16 protein-coding genes are annotated in these 19,044 nt (G+C 73.7%); 15 read left to right on the top strand and 1 reads right to left on the bottom strand.

What is annotated here, in order from left to right:
- From ACZ6EG_RS33680 to ACZ6EG_RS33610, 15 genes are all read left to right on the top strand, one after another.
- A partial coding sequence (locus tag ACZ6EG_RS33680; RefSeq protein ID WP_469610369.1) for a hypothetical protein occupies positions 1–184 on the top strand: 184 nt, incomplete at its 5' end.
- A gap of 46 nt (positions 185–230) precedes the next feature.
- Positions 231–557 (top strand): 4Fe-4S dicluster-binding protein, encoded by a 327-nt coding sequence (locus tag ACZ6EG_RS33675; protein WP_053125832.1) that lies wholly within the window; start codon positions 231–233, stop codon positions 555–557.
- Positions 557–2,464, top strand: a complete 1,908-nt coding sequence (locus tag ACZ6EG_RS33670) for a hypothetical protein (protein ID WP_391972070.1) — start codon at positions 557–559, stop codon at positions 2,462–2,464. Before ACZ6EG_RS33675 ends, ACZ6EG_RS33670 begins: the two co-directional genes overlap by 1 nt.
- Positions 2,465–2,595: 131 nt before the next feature.
- The gene (locus ACZ6EG_RS33665) at positions 2,596–4,005 is read left to right on the top strand and encodes an amidase (protein ID WP_391972069.1); all 1,410 of its coding nucleotides are present in this window, start codon (positions 2,596–2,598) and stop codon (positions 4,003–4,005) included.
- 3 nt (positions 4,006–4,008) lie between these two features.
- Positions 4,009–5,541: a glutamine synthetase family protein gene (locus ACZ6EG_RS33660; RefSeq protein ID WP_391972068.1), complete on the top strand. Its 1,533-nt coding sequence runs from the start codon at positions 4,009–4,011 to the stop codon at positions 5,539–5,541.
- A gap of 87 nt (positions 5,542–5,628) precedes the next feature.
- Complete coding sequence (gene purB / locus ACZ6EG_RS33655; RefSeq protein ID WP_391972067.1) at positions 5,629–6,915, top strand: adenylosuccinate lyase; 1,287 nt, start codon at positions 5,629–5,631, stop codon at positions 6,913–6,915.
- Positions 6,899–7,303 carry a GNAT family N-acetyltransferase gene (locus ACZ6EG_RS33650; RefSeq protein WP_356612868.1) on the top strand — a complete coding sequence of 135 codons (405 nt, stop codon included), beginning with the start codon at positions 6,899–6,901 and terminating at the stop codon, positions 7,301–7,303. The genes purB and ACZ6EG_RS33650 overlap by 17 nt, the downstream gene beginning before the upstream one ends.
- 177 nt (positions 7,304–7,480) lie before the next feature.
- On the top strand, positions 7,481–8,233 hold the full coding sequence (locus ACZ6EG_RS33645) for a response regulator transcription factor (RefSeq protein WP_391972080.1): 753 nt from the start codon (positions 7,481–7,483) through the stop codon (positions 8,231–8,233).
- Positions 8,234–8,273: 40 nt separating this feature from the next.
- Positions 8,274–9,836, top strand: a complete 1,563-nt coding sequence (locus ACZ6EG_RS33640; protein WP_391972066.1) for an MDR family MFS transporter — start codon at positions 8,274–8,276, stop codon at positions 9,834–9,836.
- A gap of 145 nt (positions 9,837–9,981) precedes the next feature.
- Positions 9,982–10,680, top strand: coding sequence for a hemerythrin domain-containing protein (locus ACZ6EG_RS33635; RefSeq protein ID WP_391972065.1), 699 nt, complete (start codon positions 9,982–9,984; stop codon positions 10,678–10,680).
- A 163-nt stretch (positions 10,681–10,843) separates the two neighbouring features.
- The gene (locus ACZ6EG_RS33630; RefSeq protein WP_391972064.1) at positions 10,844–12,355 is read left to right on the top strand and encodes an MFS transporter; all 1,512 of its coding nucleotides are present in this window, start codon (positions 10,844–10,846) and stop codon (positions 12,353–12,355) included.
- A 628-nt stretch (positions 12,356–12,983) separates the two neighbouring features.
- Positions 12,984–14,444, top strand: coding sequence for an FAD-dependent monooxygenase (locus tag ACZ6EG_RS33625; protein ID WP_391972063.1), 1,461 nt, complete (start codon positions 12,984–12,986; stop codon positions 14,442–14,444).
- A gap of 158 nt (positions 14,445–14,602) precedes the next feature.
- Positions 14,603–15,439 carry an NAD(P)H-binding protein gene (locus tag ACZ6EG_RS33620; protein WP_469610360.1) on the top strand — a complete coding sequence of 279 codons (837 nt, stop codon included), beginning with the start codon at positions 14,603–14,605 and terminating at the stop codon, positions 15,437–15,439.
- 41 nt (positions 15,440–15,480) lie between these two features.
- The gene (locus tag ACZ6EG_RS33615) at positions 15,481–16,461 is read left to right on the top strand and encodes an alpha/beta fold hydrolase (protein ID WP_391972061.1); all 981 of its coding nucleotides are present in this window, start codon (positions 15,481–15,483) and stop codon (positions 16,459–16,461) included.
- Positions 16,462–16,502: 41 nt separating this feature from the next.
- Positions 16,503–18,017: an FAD-dependent monooxygenase gene (locus ACZ6EG_RS33610; RefSeq protein ID WP_391972060.1), complete on the top strand. Its 1,515-nt coding sequence runs from the start codon at positions 16,503–16,505 to the stop codon at positions 18,015–18,017.
- 307 nt (positions 18,018–18,324) lie between these two features.
- Here the strand turns inward: ACZ6EG_RS33610 and ACZ6EG_RS33605 are convergent, their stop codons facing one another.
- Entirely contained in the window at positions 18,325–19,029 is a 705-nt protein-coding gene (locus tag ACZ6EG_RS33605) for a gamma-glutamyl-gamma-aminobutyrate hydrolase family protein (protein ID WP_391972059.1), read from the bottom strand.
- Between the last annotated feature and the right edge of the window lie 15 nt (positions 19,030–19,044).

The raw sequence follows: 19,044 nt of genomic DNA, 5'->3' as shown, positions 1-19,044 counted from the left end.
AGGCCCGCTCCTCATCTGCTCCACCCCCCGCGCCCTCGGCGACCGCATCAAAGCCACCGACGTGAAACAACTCCTGCTCCAGCTCGCCGGACTCGCTCCTGGCGGGAAGCCGCCCACCGGGCGGGCTCGACCCGGTTCCCATCAGCGCTCAGGGGCCGGTCGAGAGGGCCGCACGAGCATCTGAGCATCCCGGTTGTGGCCAGAAGACTCACCCAAAGGGGTCCGAGCTCATGAAAAAAATCGCTTCGCCGGCCGCGCTGTCCGGTCGCGCCGAGCGGATCGCCCAGCGCGACCGCTCGGACGCCTGGAAGAAGCCGCCGCGGCGCATCGAGAAGTCCGAGTGCATCACGTGCGACACGTGCCTGCGCAGCTGCCCCGCGGAGTTCGGTGCCATCTTCGACCGCGGCCTGGACGTAGTGATCATCCCCGAGCTGTGCTCGGGCTGCCCGGCCTGCGTGCTGGAGTGCCCCGTGGACTGCATCTACGTGGACGAGGACTGGACGCCGACCGACGACGCCATGTGGAACCACATCGAGCTCACCGCAAAGGGTGCATGATGAGTGCCTTGCCCGAGCGGGGGGAATCCCGCCGCGCCGCCAACGCCAGGAAGCGGGTCAGCCGCCGGCCCAGCCGTCTGGGCCTGGTCGCGGGCGCCACGCTCAAGCCCGACCGGGTCCGTGAGGCCGACGCCGGCTTCCCGGGCCTGCTCAAGCGGGCCTGGCAGCGCGCCGAACAAGCCGACGACCTGCGCTCGTTCACCGAGGTGCTGCTCACCCTGGACGGCCACGTACCGGCCGACGTCCAGCTGCGTGCGCTCAGCGCCCCCGAGGAGGCGGCGCTGGCCGTCCTGTGCGGCCTGACGTGGCGCGCACAGGAGACCACCACCGCCGCCCCGCACGCGCCGGACGCGGGGGAGCCGGTCTTCTGGGGCGAGATCGCCCTGGCCACCAGCGGGCGGGTCGTGCTGCGCGTGCCCTCGCAGCCGCCGCTGAAGGCCGACCAGCTGGTCGGCGGGGTGCGCCGCGTGCCCTGGATGCAGGCCGACCTGGACGCCTACCGGGAGTACCTGCAACGGGCCGAGGCCCGCGTCGCCGAGACCGTCGCCGACTGCCGCGCCTGGCTGGAGGCACAGGGCGAGCAGGGCCGCGAGACGCTGCTGGAGCAGGCCAAGGAGGCGGCGCTGCGCACCGCGCCGTTCGTCCTCTACCAGCAGGGCCGGCAGTACACGAACTTCCGCGACCACAACACCCTCACCGGCAAGACGCTGTGGCCGGGCCACCCCGACTGCTCCCTCAGCAGCCTCCAGGGCCTGCCGCTGGAGCTGTGGTCCGACCACGACGTGCAGCTGCTGGTCGGGCTGACCCTCCTGGTGCGCTCGGCCGGCCCCGGCCGCGTCGAGGAGGCCAACGGCACCCAGCTCACCGTCGACCACCTCGCCCACATGCTGGAACGCATCCGGGTCGGCTACAACGCCGCGCTGGGCCGCGAGCAGGTGCCGCCCGCCCCCACCGCCCAGGTCGCCGACCTCGACGAGCTGGCCCGGGCCCTGCGCGCCCACCGCGCCGAGGTCGCCACCGGCGCGCAGCTCTACCGCGAGATCCACGGCGCCCTCATGCACAAGATCGAGAAGGTGGCGCGGCCCTACGCCGACGGCGCCCGGGCCCGTGAGGAGGCGGTGGTGGCCCGGCTGACCGCCCGGCTGCCGCTGGCCGGTGACACCCTGGAGGACCTGGGCCGGGAACTGGCCGCCGACCCGGCCTGGCTCAGCGCCCCGCACGGCGGCTTCGGCACCGGCCTGGAGTCGCTGGTCTTCGAGTCGGCGGCCGCCGCCACCGACGCCTTCGACGCCGACTTCGCGATGAGCCGGGGCATGCGGTCCCTGCCCGACCTGATCAGCGCGCTGCGCGAGCAGCGGTGGGCGGAGATCTGCGACTGGGAGATCACCCGCTTCTTCTGCTGCGTGGTGCCCCACCCCTCCGCCGCCCGGCACTTCGGCGGCTCCACCGCCGCCCTGGCCGACGCCGCCTGGGCGATGTCCTCGCGCATGCAGTACAACTCCTGGCACTTCATCGCCGGGAACCTGCCCAAGGGCCCCGAGGTGATCGACCGCGACCACTTCGTGCCGCCCACCATCCCGGACGTCGCCTTCTACTCCGACCAGCACCACCACGGGCACGTCAACAACCACGTGCGGTTCTCCATCCGCTCCCCGCAGTCCGTCGTGGTCGACGGGCGGCGCTTCAACGGCTTCGTCGACCTGCGGCTGCTGCGCTGCGACGGCGACCCCTTCGACGAGCAGGACCTGCTCGCCGCGCACCGGGTGTCGGCGTTCACCGGCCGGGCCACGGGCCTGGCCGCGGAACTGGCCGCGGCCGGAGCGGGACCGGAGATCACCGCGTTCGACTCCCCGTGGCACTGGTCGGCCGTCACCGGCCAGGACACTCCCGCCAGCCGCGCGTCCTGAGCGGCTGTGCCCCACGGGCCGCCCGGCGGGTCCTTCCCCCGCCCCGCCGGGCACCGGCCCCCTCCTCGACGAGCACCGTCCGCAGCGCCCCTGAATGCCCCGCGGCAGCACAGGAGCAGAAGGAGTGAGCGATGACCGCCCGCGGCATCCGCCGGACCAAGGAACTGCTGTCCCGCCGGGAGCTCACCGCCGTCGAACACGTCCAGGACGTGCTGGCGGCCGTCCGCGAACGCGACCACCTGGACGCGTACGTGGCCGTCGCCGGCGAGGAGGCGCTCAGGGCCGCCGAGCACGCGGACGCCCTGATCCGCGAACGCGGCCGCGAGGCCTGGTGGGACATGCCGCTGCTGGGAGTGACGGTCTCCGTCAAGGACCTGCTGCAGACCCGCGACCTGCCCACCACGCGAGGCTCCCTGCTGCCCAACACCCGGCCCGCGCAGGACGCCCCGGCCGTGGCGAGGCTGCGCGCGGCCGGCGCGATCGTCGTCGGCAAGACCAGCACCTCCGAGTTCGGCTGGAGCGCCTCCACCGTGGGCCGCGTCGCCCCGCCCACCCGCAACCCCTACGACCCGCGGCTGACCGCCGGCGGCTCCAGCGGCGGGGCCGCCGCCGCCGTCGCCGCCGGCCTGTGCGAGGGCGCGCTGGGCACCGACGGCTCCGGATCGATCCGCATCCCCGCCGCGTTCTGCGGCGTCGTCGGCTACAAACCCTCCTACGGCCGCGTGCCCTACTACCCCAACGGCGCCGACCGCCTCGCCCACCAGGGGCCCCTGGCCGGCTCCGTCGCCGACGCCGCGCTGCTGGGCCAGGTCATCGCCGGCCCCCACCCCACCGACCCCGACTCCGGGCTCGGCTCGCTGGACTCCCCGCGCGACATGCGCTCCCTGCGCATCGGCTGGATCGAGTACGAGGGCACCGACCCGGAGATACGCCGCGTCACCGACACCGCCCGCGACGTGCTCCTGGAAGAGGGCCACCACGTCGACGAGGTCGAGGTGCGCTGCAACAACCTCTACCCGGCCGTCGTCGACATCCTCGCCGCCAACGAGGCCGCCGGCACCCGCCCCCAGGACGAGGCCCTCATCGACCCCGGCCGCCTGCACATCGTGCGCCACGGACGCACCCTCAGCGGCGTCGCCGTGATCCAGGCCGAGGAGATCCGCCAGAACCTGCGCGCCACCCTGCGCTCGGTCATGGACAACTACGACCTGCTCGCCATGGCCACCGTGCCCGTCGAACCCTTCGACGCCACCGCCATCGGCCCCCACTGGGCCGCCGACGCCCGCGACCTGCTGTGGCTGGCGTGGGCGCCCGCCTCCTACCCGTACAACATGACCGGCCAGCCCGCCGCGTCCCTGCCCGCCGGACTCACCTCGGCCGGACTGCCGGCCGGGGTGCAACTCGTCGGCCCGGTCGGCGCCGACGACCTCGTCCTGACCGTGGCCCGCCGCCTGGAAGCGATGCTCGCACCGCTTCCGCAGCCGCCCGCACCCCACCTCGTTCCCGCCACCACCGCCACCACCGGCGAAAGGACGTCCTGAACCATGTATGCCCGGTCATGGTCCACGCCCGTCAGCGACGGCAGCGTCGGGCGCCCGTCCTTCGTCACCGACCACCAACTGTGGGACGAGGAGCGCCTCGCCGCCGCCGAACGCGTCGAAGCCGCCCTGGACGACGTCGACTTCGTCCGCCTCGTCTTCGGCGACCCGCACGGTCTGGCCCGCTCCAAGACCCTCACCACCGACGCCTTCCGCACCGTGCTGCGCAACGGCATGAACTTCAGCCCCGGCCCGTTCCTGTTCGACACCGGACACGCCGTCGCCGTCGACTTCCTGGGCGAGCACGGCATCGGCGTCGACGAGATCTCCGGCGCCGGCAACTTCGTCCTCGTGCCCGACCCCGTCACCTTCCAGGTGCTGCCCGGCCGCGGCCCGCGCACCGCCTGGGTCCTGGGCGACGAGTACCTGCGCGACGGCACCCCCCACCCGCTGTCCTCCCGGGCCGTGCTGCGCCGCGTCCTTGAGCGCTACAGCGCACTGGACCTGCAGCCCGTCCTGGGCCTGGAGGTCGAGTGGTACCTCACCCGCCGCCTGGACGACGAGCCCGGCAACCAGGGCAACGGCTTCGGACTCCAGGGCCGGGCACCGCGCGTGGCCGCGGTCAACGCCGGCTACCAGTTCAACCTCGACGCCGCCTACGACACCGTCGCCCCCATCACCGGCCCGCTCGGCCTGTACCTGCAAAAGCTCGGGCTGCCGCTGCGGTCGATGGAGCACGAGTCGGGCCCCGGCCAGGTCGAGACCACCTTCAGCCCCATGTCCGCCCTGGACACCGCCGACGCGATGCTGCTGTTCCGCACCGTCACCAAGCGGTACTGCGCCCGCCGCGGCCACCACGCCTCCTTCATGTCCCAGCCCCTGCTGGACGCCGCCGACCCCAGCGGCTGGCACCTGAACCAGTCGGTCGTGGACACCACCACCGGCCGCAACGTCTTCAGCGCCGAGGGCCTGTCCGGCGGCCTGTCACCCAGCGGGAAGTCCTACGCCGAAGGGCTGCTGAGCTGGGCCCGCGAACTGTTCCTGCTGTCCGTGCCCACCGTCAACGGCTACCGGCGCCTGGCCGCCGAACACGCCCTGGCCCCCACCCGCCTGGGCTGGAGCTTCGAGGACCGCACCGCCATGCTGCGCGTGGTGGGCAGCGGCGCCGGCGCCCACATCGAGAACCGCATGGGCGAACCCTGCGCCAACCCCTACCTGAACATCGCCGCCCAGCTCTTCGCCGGCCTCGAAGGCCTGCAGGCCCAGCCCGCCGCCCCCCAGGCGCCCACCGCCCCCGGCGGCCAGGGCGAGGCCGGCGGCCCGGCCCAGCCGCAGACCGTGCCCCAGTCGCTGGCCGAGGCCCTGGACGCCTTCCGCGCCGGCCGCGCCGGCCAGGTCCTGGGAGCGCCCCTGGCCGCCTGCATGACCAAGCTCAAGGAGAGCGAACTGAGCCGCTTCACCGCCTGGAGCGACGCCCACACCCCCGACCCCGGCCAGGTCACCGACTGGGAACAGCGTGAGTACTTCGGCGCCTACTGACCCCCCGGCCGCCCGAAGCCCGGCACCCGCCCGGCACCCGGCACCCGTGCGGCTCCCGCCCACCCCTCCCTCCACGAAGGCCACCCGATGATCCCTCGCTACACGCTGCCCGAGATGGCCGACCTCTTCGCGGACCAGTCCCGCTACGCGACCTGGGTCAAGGTCGAGATCCTCGCCTCCGAGGCCCAGGCCCGCCTCGGCCTGGTACCCGAGCGGGCCGTGCAGGACATGCGCCGCGCCCGGGTACCGCTGGCCGCACGCGTCGCCGAGATCGAGAAGGAACGCGACCACGAGGTCCTGTCCTTCCTCGCCGCCTACTGCGAGGACATCCCCGAGGACTCCGCCCGCTGGGTCCACCACGGCATGACCAGCTACGACCTCGTCGACACCGCCCTGGGCCACACCCTGGCCCGCGCCACCGACCTGCTCCTGGCCGCCGCCCGCCGCCTGCGCACCACCCTGGTCACCCGGGCCCTGGAACACTGGGACACCGCCATGGTGGGCCGCACCCACGGCGTCCACGCCGAACCCACCACCTTCGGCCACAAACTCGGCGTCCACGCCTTCGCCGTCCACCGCTCCCTGGCCCGGCTCACCGCCGCCCGCGAAGCCGTCGCCGTCGGCACCGTCTCCGGCTCCGTGGGCACCTACGCCCTCATCGACCCCGCCGTCGAACGCCACGTCTGCGACAGCCTGGGCCTGGGCGTGGAACCCGTGCCCAGCCAGGTCGTCGCCCGCGACCGGCACGCCCAGCTCATGCAGGCCGTCGCCGCGCTCGGCGCCTGCATCGAACAGATCGCCCTCGAGATGCGCCTGCTGCAGCGCACCGAGGTCCGCGAGGTCGAAGAACACCGCACCGGCGCCTACCAGGGCTCCAGCGCCATGCCCCACAAACGCAACCCCACCACCAGCGAACGGCTGTGCGGACTGGCCCGGCTGCTGCGCGGCTACGCCGACACCGCCCTGGAGAACGTCGCCCTGTGGCACGAACGCGACCTCGCCCACCAGTCCGTGGAACGCGTCATCCTGCCCGACAGCCTGTCCGTGGGACACTTCCAGACGGTCGCGGCCACCGACCTCGTCGACTCCCTCACCGTGCACCCCGACCGGATGCGCGCCCACATCGACACCACCGACGGCCTCGTCCACAGCTCCCGGGTCCTGGCCGACCTGCTCACCCGCGGCGTGGAACGCGAACACGCCTACCGGTCGGTGCAGGCCGCCGCCACCCACACCCTCACCACCGGCGAGCACTTCACCGCCGGCCTGGCCCGCCAGGGCATCGATTCCGGAAGCCTCGAACCCGAGCGCTTCCTCACCCGGCACGACGTGATCCGCACCCGATTGGAGACCCTCCGTGAACTGGACGACTGAGCGGACCGAAGGCAAGGACCTGGACCTGGACGAGGTGCTCGCCCTCTACCGCTCGTCCGGACTGGGGGAGCGCCGGCCCGTCGAGGACCGCGACCGCATGGCCGCCATGCTCGCCGGCGCCAACCTCGTCCTGGTCGCCCGCGACACCGACGGCACCCTCCTCGGCATCGCCCGCAGCGTCTCCGACTTCTCCTACGTCACCTACCTGTCCGACATCGCCGTCACCGGCCGCCTCCAGCGCTCCGGCATCGGCCGCGCCCTGATCGACGCCACCCGCAAGGAAGCCCCCACAGCCAAGATCGTGCTGCTGTCGGCGCCCGCCGCCACCGACTACTACCCCCACATCGGCTTCACCCGGCACAACTCCGCCTGGGTCCTCAACCCGTGACGGCCACCCGGCACCCCGCCCGCCCCTCCACGCTTTTCGGCCCCAGCCTGTACCGGGGCTCGACCACCGGTTTGTAGCGTCCAGGTGGGGTGTACGACAGGGACCGGACCTCCCGGGGTCCGGTCCCTGGCACCCCGCCCACGGACGTGCATGACCTTTGGGGGAGGCATGAGCCAGATGTCGCTACCGACGATGCCGGACCTGCGGACACCCGCGGCGCAGCTGATCCGGCTGGCCCAGGACGGCGCGGCACCCCCCGCCCCGGCCCCCGGCGGCCGGCGCATCCTCGTCGTGGACGCCGACGTCGACCCCGCCGACTCCCTGGTGACCCAGCTGCGCCGCTACGGCCACGAACCCCTCGCCGTGCAGTGCGGCGGCCAGGCCCTGCAGGCCCACGCCGACGCCGACCTGGTCCTGCTGGCCCTCGAACTGCCCGACCTGGACGGGCTGGAGGTGTGCCGCGCCATCCGCGCCGTCAGCCGGGTGCCCGTCGTCATCGTCACCGCCCGCCAGTCCGAACTGGACTGCGTCCTGGGCCTCCAGGCCGGCGCCGACGACTACGTGACCAAGCCCTACGGGCTGCGCGAACTGATGGCCCGCATCGAGGCCGTCATGCGCCGCGCCCACTGGCAGCCGGCCGCCCGCCGGCACATCCGCCGCGGACGCCTGCACATCGACGTCAACTCCCGCGAGGTCACCGTGGACGGCAGCGGGATACCGCTGACCCGCAAGGAGTTCGATCTGCTGTGTCTGCTCGCCTCGCACCCCGACACCGTCATCCCGCGCAAACAGCTCCTCAAACAGGTCTGGGGCGACTCCTGGTCCCAGCGCACCGTCGACACCCACGTCAGCAGCCTGCGCGGCAAACTCGGCGGCAGCGGCTGGATCGTCACCGTCCGCGGCGTCGGATTCAAACTGGGCGCCGGATAGCCACCGCGCCCGCCCGCACCTGCCCGGGCCGGGGGACACGGTGACCACCTTCGACGAAACACCCGCCGCGGCCGCCCGCCGCCTGCCGCACCCCCGCTCGGTGCGCGTCCTGCTCGTCCCGCTGATGCTCGCGATGATGCTCTCCCAGCTCGACAACATGATCGTCGCCACCGCCGTGCCCACCGTCACCGCCGAACTCGGCGGCCTGGAACACGTCTCCTGGGTGGTCACCGCCTACACCCTGGCCACCGCCGCCTCCACCCCCCTGTGGGGCCGCCTGGGCGACACCCGCGGCCGCAAGGGCACCCTGCTCACCGCGATCGCCGTCTTCCTCGCCGGCTCCGCACTCAGCGGCGCCGCCCAGAGCATGGGCCAGCTCATCGGCTTCCGCGCCCTGCAGGGACTGGGCGCCGGCGGCCTGGTGGCCGGCGTCATGGCGACCGTGGCCGAACTCGTCCCGCCCCGCGAACGCGGCCGCTACCAGGGCATGATCTCCGCGGCCATGGCGATCGCGATGATCGGCGGCCCCCTGGCCGGCGGCGCCGTCACCGACCACGCCGGCTGGCGCTGGGCCTTCTACCTCAACCTGCCCCTGGGCCTGCTCGCCCTGGCCATGATCTGGCTGCTGCTGCGGCTGCCCGAACGCCGCTCCACCGCCCGCGTGGACCACCTGGGCGCCGCCCTGCTGATGACCGGCATCACCGCGGCCGTCCTCCTCACCACCTGGGGCGGCACCCGCCACGCCTGGGACTCCGCCCCCACCCTCGCCCTCGCCGCCACCGCCGGCGCGTCCCTGTGGGCCTTCGTGCGCCGCCAGCGCCACACCGAGCACCCGATCATGCCGCCGCACATGTTCCGCGTCCGCAACTTCACCCTGATGTCCGTCATCGGCTTCCTGACCGGCTTCGTGCTCTTCGGCGCCCTGCTCTACCTGCCGCTGTACCAGCAGGCCGTCCAGGGCGCCTCGGCGACCAACTCCGGACTGCTGCTCCTGCCGATGCTGGCCGCGATGATCGCCACCTCCCTGGCGGCCGGCCGCACCGCCACCGTCAGCGGCCGCTACAAGATGTTCCCGGTGGCCGGCGGCGCCCTGCTGACCGCCGGCACCTGGCTGCTGTCCCGCATGGACACCACCACCTCCCGGCCCACCGCCGCCCTGTACATGGCGGTGCTCGGCGCCGGCCTGGGCTTCCTCACCCAGATCGTCACCGTCGTCGCCCAGAACAGCGTCGACAACCGCGACCTGGGCGCCGCGTCCGCGGCGATCACCCTCTTCCGCACCCTGGGCAGCTGCCTGGGCGTCGCGCTCATGGGCACCCTGTTCAACCGCGAGGTGCAGCAGGTGATGGCCGAGCGCGCCCCCGGCCGCCCCGCCCTGGACAACGCCCAGCTGGACGCGGCCAGCCTCGAGCGCCTCGAACCCGCCCTGTACGAGGCCTACCGCCACGCCACCGCCGCCGGCACCCACACCGCGTTCCTGGTCAGCGCGGTCGCCGCCGCCGCCGTGTGCGCCGCCGCACTGCTGGTGCGCGAGGTCGCCCTGCGCCGGGCGGCACCGGGCCCCGCACGGCCCGCCCGCCCGCAACCGGACGGCAGCCGCTGACGACGACGGCGGAAGCCGCCCTCCCGCGCCCTCCAGCATTCCTCAAGGCCACTTCGTCCACGCTCCGGTGTACTGGCCGCGGCCCACGGAACCGAACCGGAATTCCGTGCCGGCCATGGCCTGCCCCTGCGAAACGGGAGTTTCCATGAGCGATCCGGTGCAGAGCCCGGGCGCCCGCATGTACGAGGAGTTCGTCGCGATCCACGCGGTGCTGCGACGCGGCACCCGCCTGGTCGTGGACGCCTACGAGCGCCTCGCCGACGGCCACCGCGTCGACACCGCGACCCTGGCCGACGCCGGCAGGTGGCTGCTCGCCTTCACCCACGCCCACCACAAGGCGGAGGACGACCTGTTCTGGCCCGTGCTCCAGGGGCTGTACCCCGAAGCCCACGCACAGCTCAAGGAGCTCTCGGACGACCACGTGGTCCTCGACGGGAGGCTGAACGCCCTGGAACGGGCCATCGACGACCTCGCGGCGGCCGGCACGGCCGGGTGGGACAGCGCCGGGACGGACGGCGCCCGCGCGGGCGCCGAGGCCGCCCGGCAGGTCCACGAGGTCCTCGACACCCACCTGAGCGCCGAGGAGGCCGTGGTGGAGGACCTGTTCCCGCAGGTCCCCGAGGACGACATCGACCGCCTGCGCGAGGCGTTCATCCAGGGATCGCCCCGCTTCGGCGTGCACTTCCTGTTCGGGCTGCTCGACGACCCCGAGCCGGCCCGCGGCCGGGACCTGCTCATCGAGAACTTCCCGCCGCAGCTGCGTGCCGCCCAACCCCAGATGACCAGCCGCTACGAGGACAGCGCACAGGGACTGCGGGGTGGGCCCGCAGGAATTTCCAGCTGACCGGTCACATCCACCGGTCCCCGTTCGTCAAAGCACCGACGGACGCCCACTCCGGCCGCCGGAACTCTTCCGGCGGCTGTCCCAGCGGCTCCCACCAGCACCGCTCTGGCGGGTGGAACCGCGTTCGATGACCCGATCCTGCACCTTCTTGAGGAGTTAATCGATGGCTGCCTCCGACGCCACCACGGCCCGGTCAGCACCAGGGGCGGGCCTCAGCCCCGGACTGATCCTGGCATTCGTCTGCATGGGCCAGTTCATGGTCTTCACCGACGTGTCGATCGTGAACCTCGCCCTGCCCTCCATCCAGGAAGGCCTCGGCATGTCCGAGGTCAGCCTGAACTACATCGTCACGGCCTACGCGACCGTCCTGGGCGGTTTCCTGCTGCTGGGCGGACGCCTTGCGGACACCTTCGGCCGCCGCCGGCTCATCCAGGTCGGCTTCCTCATCTTCGCCCTGGCCTCGCTCACCTCCGGCCTCGCCGACAGCGGCACGATGCTCATCGTCTCGCGCGCCGTCCAGGGCTTCGGTGCGGCACTGATCACCCCCGCCGCCCTGGCGATCCTGACCAACACCTTCGCCGAGGGCCCCGAGCGCAACAAGGCACTGGGCGTGTGGGGCTCCCTGTCCGGCATCGCCTCCATCGTCGGCGTGATCCTCGGCGGCGTCCTCGCCGACACCTGGGGCTGGGAGTGGATCTTCTGGATCAACGTGCCGATCGGCCTGGCCGCCGCCGCGCTGGCGCCGCGCATCCTGCCCGAGAGCAAGGCCGAGGTCCGCGGCAAGTTCGACACCCTGGGCGCGGTCACCCTCACCGCCGGCCTGCTGCTGCTGATCTTCACCCTGGGTGAGGCCACCACCGTCGGCTGGGACACCTTCCGCACCATCGGCTCGCTGGTCGGCGTCGCCGCCCTGCTGACGGCCTTCGTCGTCATCGAGGCCAAGGTCGCCTCCCCGATGATGCCGCTGCGCATCTTCCGCCTGAAGACCATGCGCGTCGCCAACATCTCCGCCGTGCTGGTCTTCGGCACCTTCGGCTCGCTGTTCTTCTTCGCCAGCCTCTTCATGCAGCAGGCGTTCGGCTACTCGCCCCTCAAGGCGGGCTTCGCCTACGTGCCGCTCGCGTTCTCCGTCGCGGCCGGCGCCGGCATCGCCTCCGCCCTGGTCACCAAGATGGCGGCCCGCCCGGTCGTGATGCTGGGCCTCACGCTCACCGTCGCCGGTCTGCTGCTGATGTGGCGGGCCCCGGCCGACGGCAGCTACGCGGTCGACCTGCTGGCCCCGTTCATCCTGCTCGGCCTCGGCTGCGGCATGGTCTTCGTGACCCTGCAGATCGCCGCGTTCGTCGGAGTCACCGACGAGGACGCCGGCGTCGGCGCCGGTCTGATCAACACCAGCCAGGAAGCCGGCGGCGCCCTGGGCCTGGCCGTCGTGGCGACCATCGCCTACAGCGGCATGAGCTCCGAGATGGCCGCGACCGGCGGCGACCCCGGCCTGGTGACCAAGGTCCATGAGGCCGCCAACCACGACGCGTTCCTCTCGGGCGCCCTGCTCGGCACGGTCGCGCTGCTGGTGGTCACCTTCATGATGCCGCGCGGCAAGCAGTCCATGAGCTCCAACCCGACGGCCGAGGCCGGCGAGGGCCCCGCCCTGGTGAAGGCCGACGCCGACAAGTAACCCACCCCCGGGCCGCACCGGCCCCCAGACACGGCCCCGCCGGCCATCCCCCGAACCGGCGGGGCCGTTCCACGCCCCGACACCGCCACCACCACCCCGTACGGCGTCACCGCCCCCCGTGACCGCCATGGCGGACCGCACACCCCGGCACGACGCGCCGCCCGCCCCCGCCCCGCCCTGAGGCGGGTGGCCCCGCACCCCTCCCGGGCCCTCACGCGCCGAGACCCCCACACTCCCGCCGCCCGCACCTGCAGGCCCCAAGCCGGCCCCGGCACTTCCCGGACCGCACCCGCACGGCCCCGGCAGCCGCCCGCCCCGCGAGCGCCCAGCCCCGCAGCGGCCCCCGCCACCCCGGCGGCACCCTCCGCCCCCAGCCGTCACACCGCCCCCGGGACCTCTCGCCGCCCGCCCCGGAAGGGCCCCGCACCACCGTCCGCCCAGGTCACACCCCTGCCGGCACCCCCGCCCCGCCCCGCCCGGCAGGGCCCCGCACAGGGCGGCAGGCCGCCCTTTGAGACGCCCTGCACTCCGCCTGAAGCGCCGCTCGATCGACGAGGTCTTTGCTGGTGCCTGGCTGCCGCCGCGCACACGGGAGCGGTCCCCAAACGATCTGCGTGAGGAGTACGTCATGGCAAAGGGCGCGATAGTCGTCGGCGCCGGGCCGGTCGGACTGATGCTCGCCGGCGAGCTGCGGCTCGGCGGCGTGGACGTGGTGGTCTACGACAAACTGCCCGCCCCCAGCGGGGAATCACGCGGCCTGGGCTTCACCAGCCGCACCGCCGAGGTCCTCGACCAGCGCGGCCTGCTCACCGAACTGGGCGACTTCCGCTGGGGCCAGCACGGCCACTACGGCGGCGTCCGCATCGACTTCACCCTGCTGGAGGAGAGCCACTTCGGCGTGATGGGCCTGCCCCAGTCCCGCACCGAGCAGCTGCTCGGCGACTGGGTGGAGCGCCTCGGCGTGCCGGTGCACCGAGGCCGCGAGGTCACCGGCTTCCAGGAGACCGACGACGGCGTCCTGGTGCACTACGACGGCCCCCAGGGCCCCGGCGAGGACAGCGCCCAGTACCTGATCGGCTGCGACGGCGCCCGCAGCACCGTGCGCCGCCTGGCCGGCATCCCCTTCACCGGCGACGCGGCGACCCGCGGCATGTACCTCGCCGACGTGACCGGCGCCGACATCCGCCCGCGGCCCATCGGCGAGCGCATCGAGGGCGGCGGCATGGTCCTGTCGGTGGGCCTGGGCGACGGCTACGACCGGATCGTCATCCACGAGCCGGGCGTGCGCCCCCACCACGGCGAGGGCACCCTGACCTTCGCCGAGGTCGCCGACGCCTGGCAGCGCCTGACCGGCGAGTCCATCCACCACGGCCAGACCCGCTGGATGACCGCCCTCACCAACGCCACCGGCCTGGCCGAGCGCTACCGCAGCGGCCGCGTCCTGCTGGCCGGCGACTCCGCCCACGACCACGCCCCGCTGGGCGCGCAGGGCGTGAGCGTCGGAATCCAGGACGCCGTGAACCTCGGCTGGAAGCTGGCCGCGACGATCAACGGCTGGGCCCCCGAGGGCCTGCTGGACACCTACCACGGCGAACGGCACCCGCTGGGCGAGCAGTTGCTGCGCAACGTCCACGCCCAGTCGCTGCTCTACCTCAGCGGCCCGCAGGGGGAGCCGCTGCGCGCCGTCCTGCGTGAACTCGTGCGGCTGCCCGACGCCGCCCGCTACCTGGCCGGCCAGGTCAGCGGCCTGCACATCCGCTACGACGTCGGGGCGGGCGAGCACCCGCTGCTGGGCCTGCGCCTGCCCCCGCAGCGCGAGCTGGTCCGCGCCGGCGGCGAGCGCACCCGCGTCGCCGAACTGCTGCACGGCGCACGCGGCGTGCTCATCAGCACCGGCGACCCGGCCACCGCCGAGAAGACCGCCGCCGGCTGGTCCGACCGCGTCGACGTCGTCACCGGCACCTGGGGCGAGGACGGCGGGCCCGAGGCGGTGCTGGTGCGCCCCGACGGCCACGTCGTGTGGACCGACCCCGACGGCGGCGAGCTGCACGACGCCCTCACCCGCTGGTTCGGCGCCGCCACCACCTGAGCCGCCCCCGGCACGCCCCCGGCCGGTCGCCGCGGCCGGCCCGGCCGGGCCCGCGGCACGCCGGCACCCCCGCCCGGCCGCCGCCGGGCCCCGCCGCGGCCGCAGCGCCCGCCCCACCGCGCCCCGCCCCCCGAATCCCGCCCGGAAAGGCCCCCGTCATGACCGTCCTCGTCACCGGCAGCCGAGGCAAGGTCGGCTCCCTGCTCGTGCAGATCCTGCGCGAGCGGGGCGTCGCCGTGCGCGCCGCCTCCAGCAACCCCGAGAAGCTGTCACCGCCGGCCGGCACCGAGACCGTACGCCTCGCGCTCGACACCCCCGCCGACTTCGCGCCCGCCCTCGACGGGGTCGACTCCGTCTTCCTGTACTGCGAGCCGGCCGCGGTCGACGCCTTCGTCGAGCAGGCCCGTACGGCGGGCGTGGAACACGTCGTGATCATGTCGGCGGACGCCGTGCTGCGCCCCGGTGCCGCCGACGACCCCATCGCCGCCCCCCACCTCGCCGTCGAACAGGCCCTGGCCGCCTCCCCGCTCACCTCCACCCCCCTGAACTGCGGCGCCCTGGCCAGTAACGCGCTGCCCTGGGCCTGGTCGCTCAAGGCGCGCGGCGCGGTGGGCCTGCCCTACCCCGACAGCCACGCCGACCCGGTCAACGAGCGCGACATCGCGGAGGCGGCCTGCGCGGTCCTCACCGACCCCGCGCTGCGCGGCCGGTCCTACCACCTCACCGGCCCGCAGTCCCTCACCTTCGCCGAGCACGTGGGCATCATCGCCGCCGCCGCGGGCCGGGACATCCCCGTCGAGCGGATCGAGCCGCAGGTGTGGCGGGCCAACAAGCCCGGCTTCATGCCCGACGACATCGCCGACGCCCTGCTGGAGCTGTGGGCGGCCAGCACCGAGCCGGTCGCGCTGACCGACCACGTCGAGCAGCTCACCGGCCACCCGGCCCGCCCCTTCACCGAGTGGGCGGCCCAGCACGCCGACACCTTCCGCCCCTGACGCGGACCACCCCGGCCACGAACCCACGAGGACATGGGTAGATGACGCTGAACCGACGAAGGATCCTCGCCCTGGGCACGGGCGCGACGGCCCTGGCCGTCACCGGCACCCCCGCCGCCGCCCACCCCGGCCCGCACCCCGCCCCCGTGCCCTCCGACCGGGAACTGGCCCGCTCGCTGCCCGGCGGCTTCACCAGCCGGTACGCGACCGTGGGCGGCGTGCGCCTGCACTACGTCAGCGGCGGCCACGGCGAGCCCCTGCTGCTGGTGCCCGGCTGGCCGCAGACCTGGTGGGCCTACCGCAAGGTCATGCCCCAGCTCGCCCGCCGCTACCGGGTCATCGCCGTCGACCTGCGCGGCATGGGCGGCTCGGACAAGCCCGCCGGCGGCTACGACAAGAAGACCATGGCCGCCGACCTGCACGCCCTGGTACGCAAGCTGGGCCACCGGCAGGTCAACATCGCCGGACACGACATCGGCTCCATGGTGGCCTTCGCCTTCGCCGCCAACCACCCCGAGGCCACCCGCAAGGTCGCGCTGCTGGACACCCCGCACCCCGACCAGAGCGAGTACGAGATGCGGATCCTGTGCCGGCCGGGCACCGGAACGGCCCTGTGGTGGTGGGCGGTCAACCAGCTCCAGCAGCTGCCCGAACAACTGATGCACGGCCGCATGCGGCACGTCATCGACTGGCTGTACGCCCACTCCCTGGCCGACCAGAGCCTGGTCACAGGCCGGGACCGCGACATCTTCGCGCACCGCTACGACAGCCCGCAGGCCGTGCGGGCCGGCACCCGCTGGTACCAGGCCTGCCACCAGGACATCACCGACCTGGCCGGCTACCCCACGCTGACCATGCCCGTCCTGGGCATCGGCGGCAACTTCACCTACGAGGACCTGGAACGCAAGCTGACCGGGCAGGCCACCGACGTGCGCATGGTGCGCGCCTCGAAGTCGGTGCACTACCTGCCCGAGGAGGAACCCGACGTCATCGCCGGGGCCCTGCGCGACTTCTTCGGCTGACGGCACCCGCCGGACACATCCATCTGCATGAGGAGTACGAAATGGCAAAGGGCGCGATAGTCGTCGGCGCCGGCCCGGTCGGGCTCATGCTCGCCGGTGAACTGCGGCTGGGCGGAGTGGACGTCGCCGTCTACGACAAGCTGCCCGGCCCCAGCGGGGAGTCGCGCGGCGTCGGCTTCACCCGGCGGGCGGCCGAGGTGTTCGAGCAGCGCGGCCTGCTGCGCCGCTTCGGCGACGTCGAATGGGCCCAGGGCCACTTCGGCGGCGTACGCATCGACTTCGGCAAGCTGGACGACAACCACTTCAGCGTCCGCGGCGTCCCCCAGTTCCGCACCGAGGAGATCCTCGAGGACTGGCTGAAGGAACTGGGCGTCCCCGTACACCGCCGCCACGAGGTGACCGGCTACCGGGAGACACCCGACGGCGTCGTCGTCGAGTACGAGGGCCCGGACGGCCACGGCGAGGACAGCGCCCAGTACCTGATCGGCTGCGACGGCGCCCGCAGCCTCGTGCGGACGCTTGCGGGCATCGACTTCCCCGGCTGGGGCGCCACCCGCGGCATGTACATGGCCGACCTGGTCGGCGCAGGAGTACGCCAGCGGCCCATCGGGGAGAAGGTGCCCGGCGGCATGGTGATGGCGTTCAACCTGGAGAACGGCGTGGACCGGATCGTCATCCACGACGAGAGCCTGCGCCCGCCGGAGGACAAGAGCGCCCTGAGGTTCGGCGACATCGCCGACGCCTGGCAGCGCATGACCGGCGAGTCGCTGCACCACGCGGAGGTCCGCTGGATCAGCTCCTTCACCGACACCACCCGCCAGGCCGAGCACTACCGCAGCGGCCGGATCTTCCTCGCCGGCGACGCCACCCACATCCACATGCCGGCCGGCGCGCAGGGCATGAGCGTCGGCGTCCAGGACGCCGCCAACCTCGGCTGGAAGCTGGCCGCCGCCATCAACGGCTGGGCACCCGAGGGCCTCCTGGACACCTTCGAGAGCGAACGCCACCCGGTCGGCCAGAAGCTGATGCGCAACACCCGCGCCCAGACCCGCCTCTACCTCACCGGTGACGAGATGGAGCCGCTGCGCGCCGTCATGCGCGAACTGGTGGCCCTGCCCGAGGCGGCCCGGCACCTGGCCGGCATCGTCTCCGGCATCGACATCCGCTACGACATGGGCCCCGGCAGCCACCCGCTGCTGGGCCTGCGCCTGGCCCCCGGCCACGAACTGCTGCACACGGACGGCACCCGCACCACGGTGGCCGAACTGCTCCACCCCGCCCGCGGCGTGCTGCTGGTGACCGGCGCGGCCGCCGACGCCGCCCACCTGCGCCGGGCCGCCGCCGGTCACGGGGAGCGGGTGCGCACCGTCGAGGCCGACTGGGCCGAGCCCGCCGGCCCCGACCGCCCGGCAGCGGTGCTGCTGCGCCCCGACGGGCACGTGGCCTGGGCCGCCCCGGACGGCGTGGACCTGCTCGACCAGGCGCTCGCGCGCTGGTTCGGCACGGCGGCGGATACGGCCGGCCGGCCGCAGGCCGTCGGCGCGGCCCGCGTCTGAGGCCCGGGCACGCACGGTTCTCCCACCGGTTTCGCCGTTCCGGTCACACCTGCGGGCCGCGCATCGTCAGACAGATGAGGGGTCGGGTCCCATCCGGTGCCGCCACCGCACCGTCCGACGGTCAAATCCCCCGCACCGCCGGTGCGGTGCGGTGGCTCACTGGGACCGGCCTCCCCCCGCCGACCGTCCGCGCCCGGACGGCCGGCCACCGACCGGCACGAAACGGCTGCTGCCCGCGGCCCCGCACAATGCGGGGCCGCGGGCAGCAGCCGTTTCGTGCAGGCCCCTCTCGCCCGGGGGGGGCCGGTCAGGCGCGGGGGCCGGCCTTGGCCGCCTCGATGAACGCCTCGAACAACGGCACCGTGTCCTCGCCGAGTTCACCGTGCGCCTGCAGACCCGCCAGGAACGGCGCCGAGGGGTCCTCGGCCTCCGCCCCCTCGATGATCCCGTCGTCCGACCAGGCGGTGGCCACCAGCCCGGCCCCGAGCCGGTCGATGCCCTGGTGGTGGTGGCAGTACACGGTCGGCGACGTCCCCATCGCCCCGCCCAGCACGGAGTCGGGCTTGACCCGGATGGTGCGCGGCTCGTAGCGGCCGGGCACGGCGGGGGAGTGCTCGGGCAGGTGCTGGTCGAGCGTGCCGCCCCGGGAGACGGAGATCAGCTGCAGGCCCCGGCACACCGCCAGGACGGGGAGGCCGCGCCGCTCGGCCACCGCCAGCGCGGCCAGCTCCGCCGCGTCCCGCGCCTGGTGCGGCGGGAAGGTGAACTTCTCCCGCTCGGCCCCGTACAGCGCCGGATCGATGTCCGCGCCGCCGCTCATCAGCAGCGCGTCCGCCCGCTCCATCACCGCCTCGACCGCCTCCACGATCGGAGGCAGCAGCACCGGGGCGCCGCCGGCGCGGGCCACCTTGTCCAGATACGGCTGCGGCAGCAGCGAGACCGCCACGTCGCCCCAGATGTTCCAGTTCACTGTCGTCGCGTCGGCGGTCACCGCCACCACGGGTCGCGTCATCGTGCGGCCGTCCCT

Source organism: Streptomyces sp. NPDC041968 (assembly GCF_055589025.1).
Note: the sequence above shows the minus strand (reverse complement) of the source record. Positions and strands in the feature narration are given on the sequence as shown.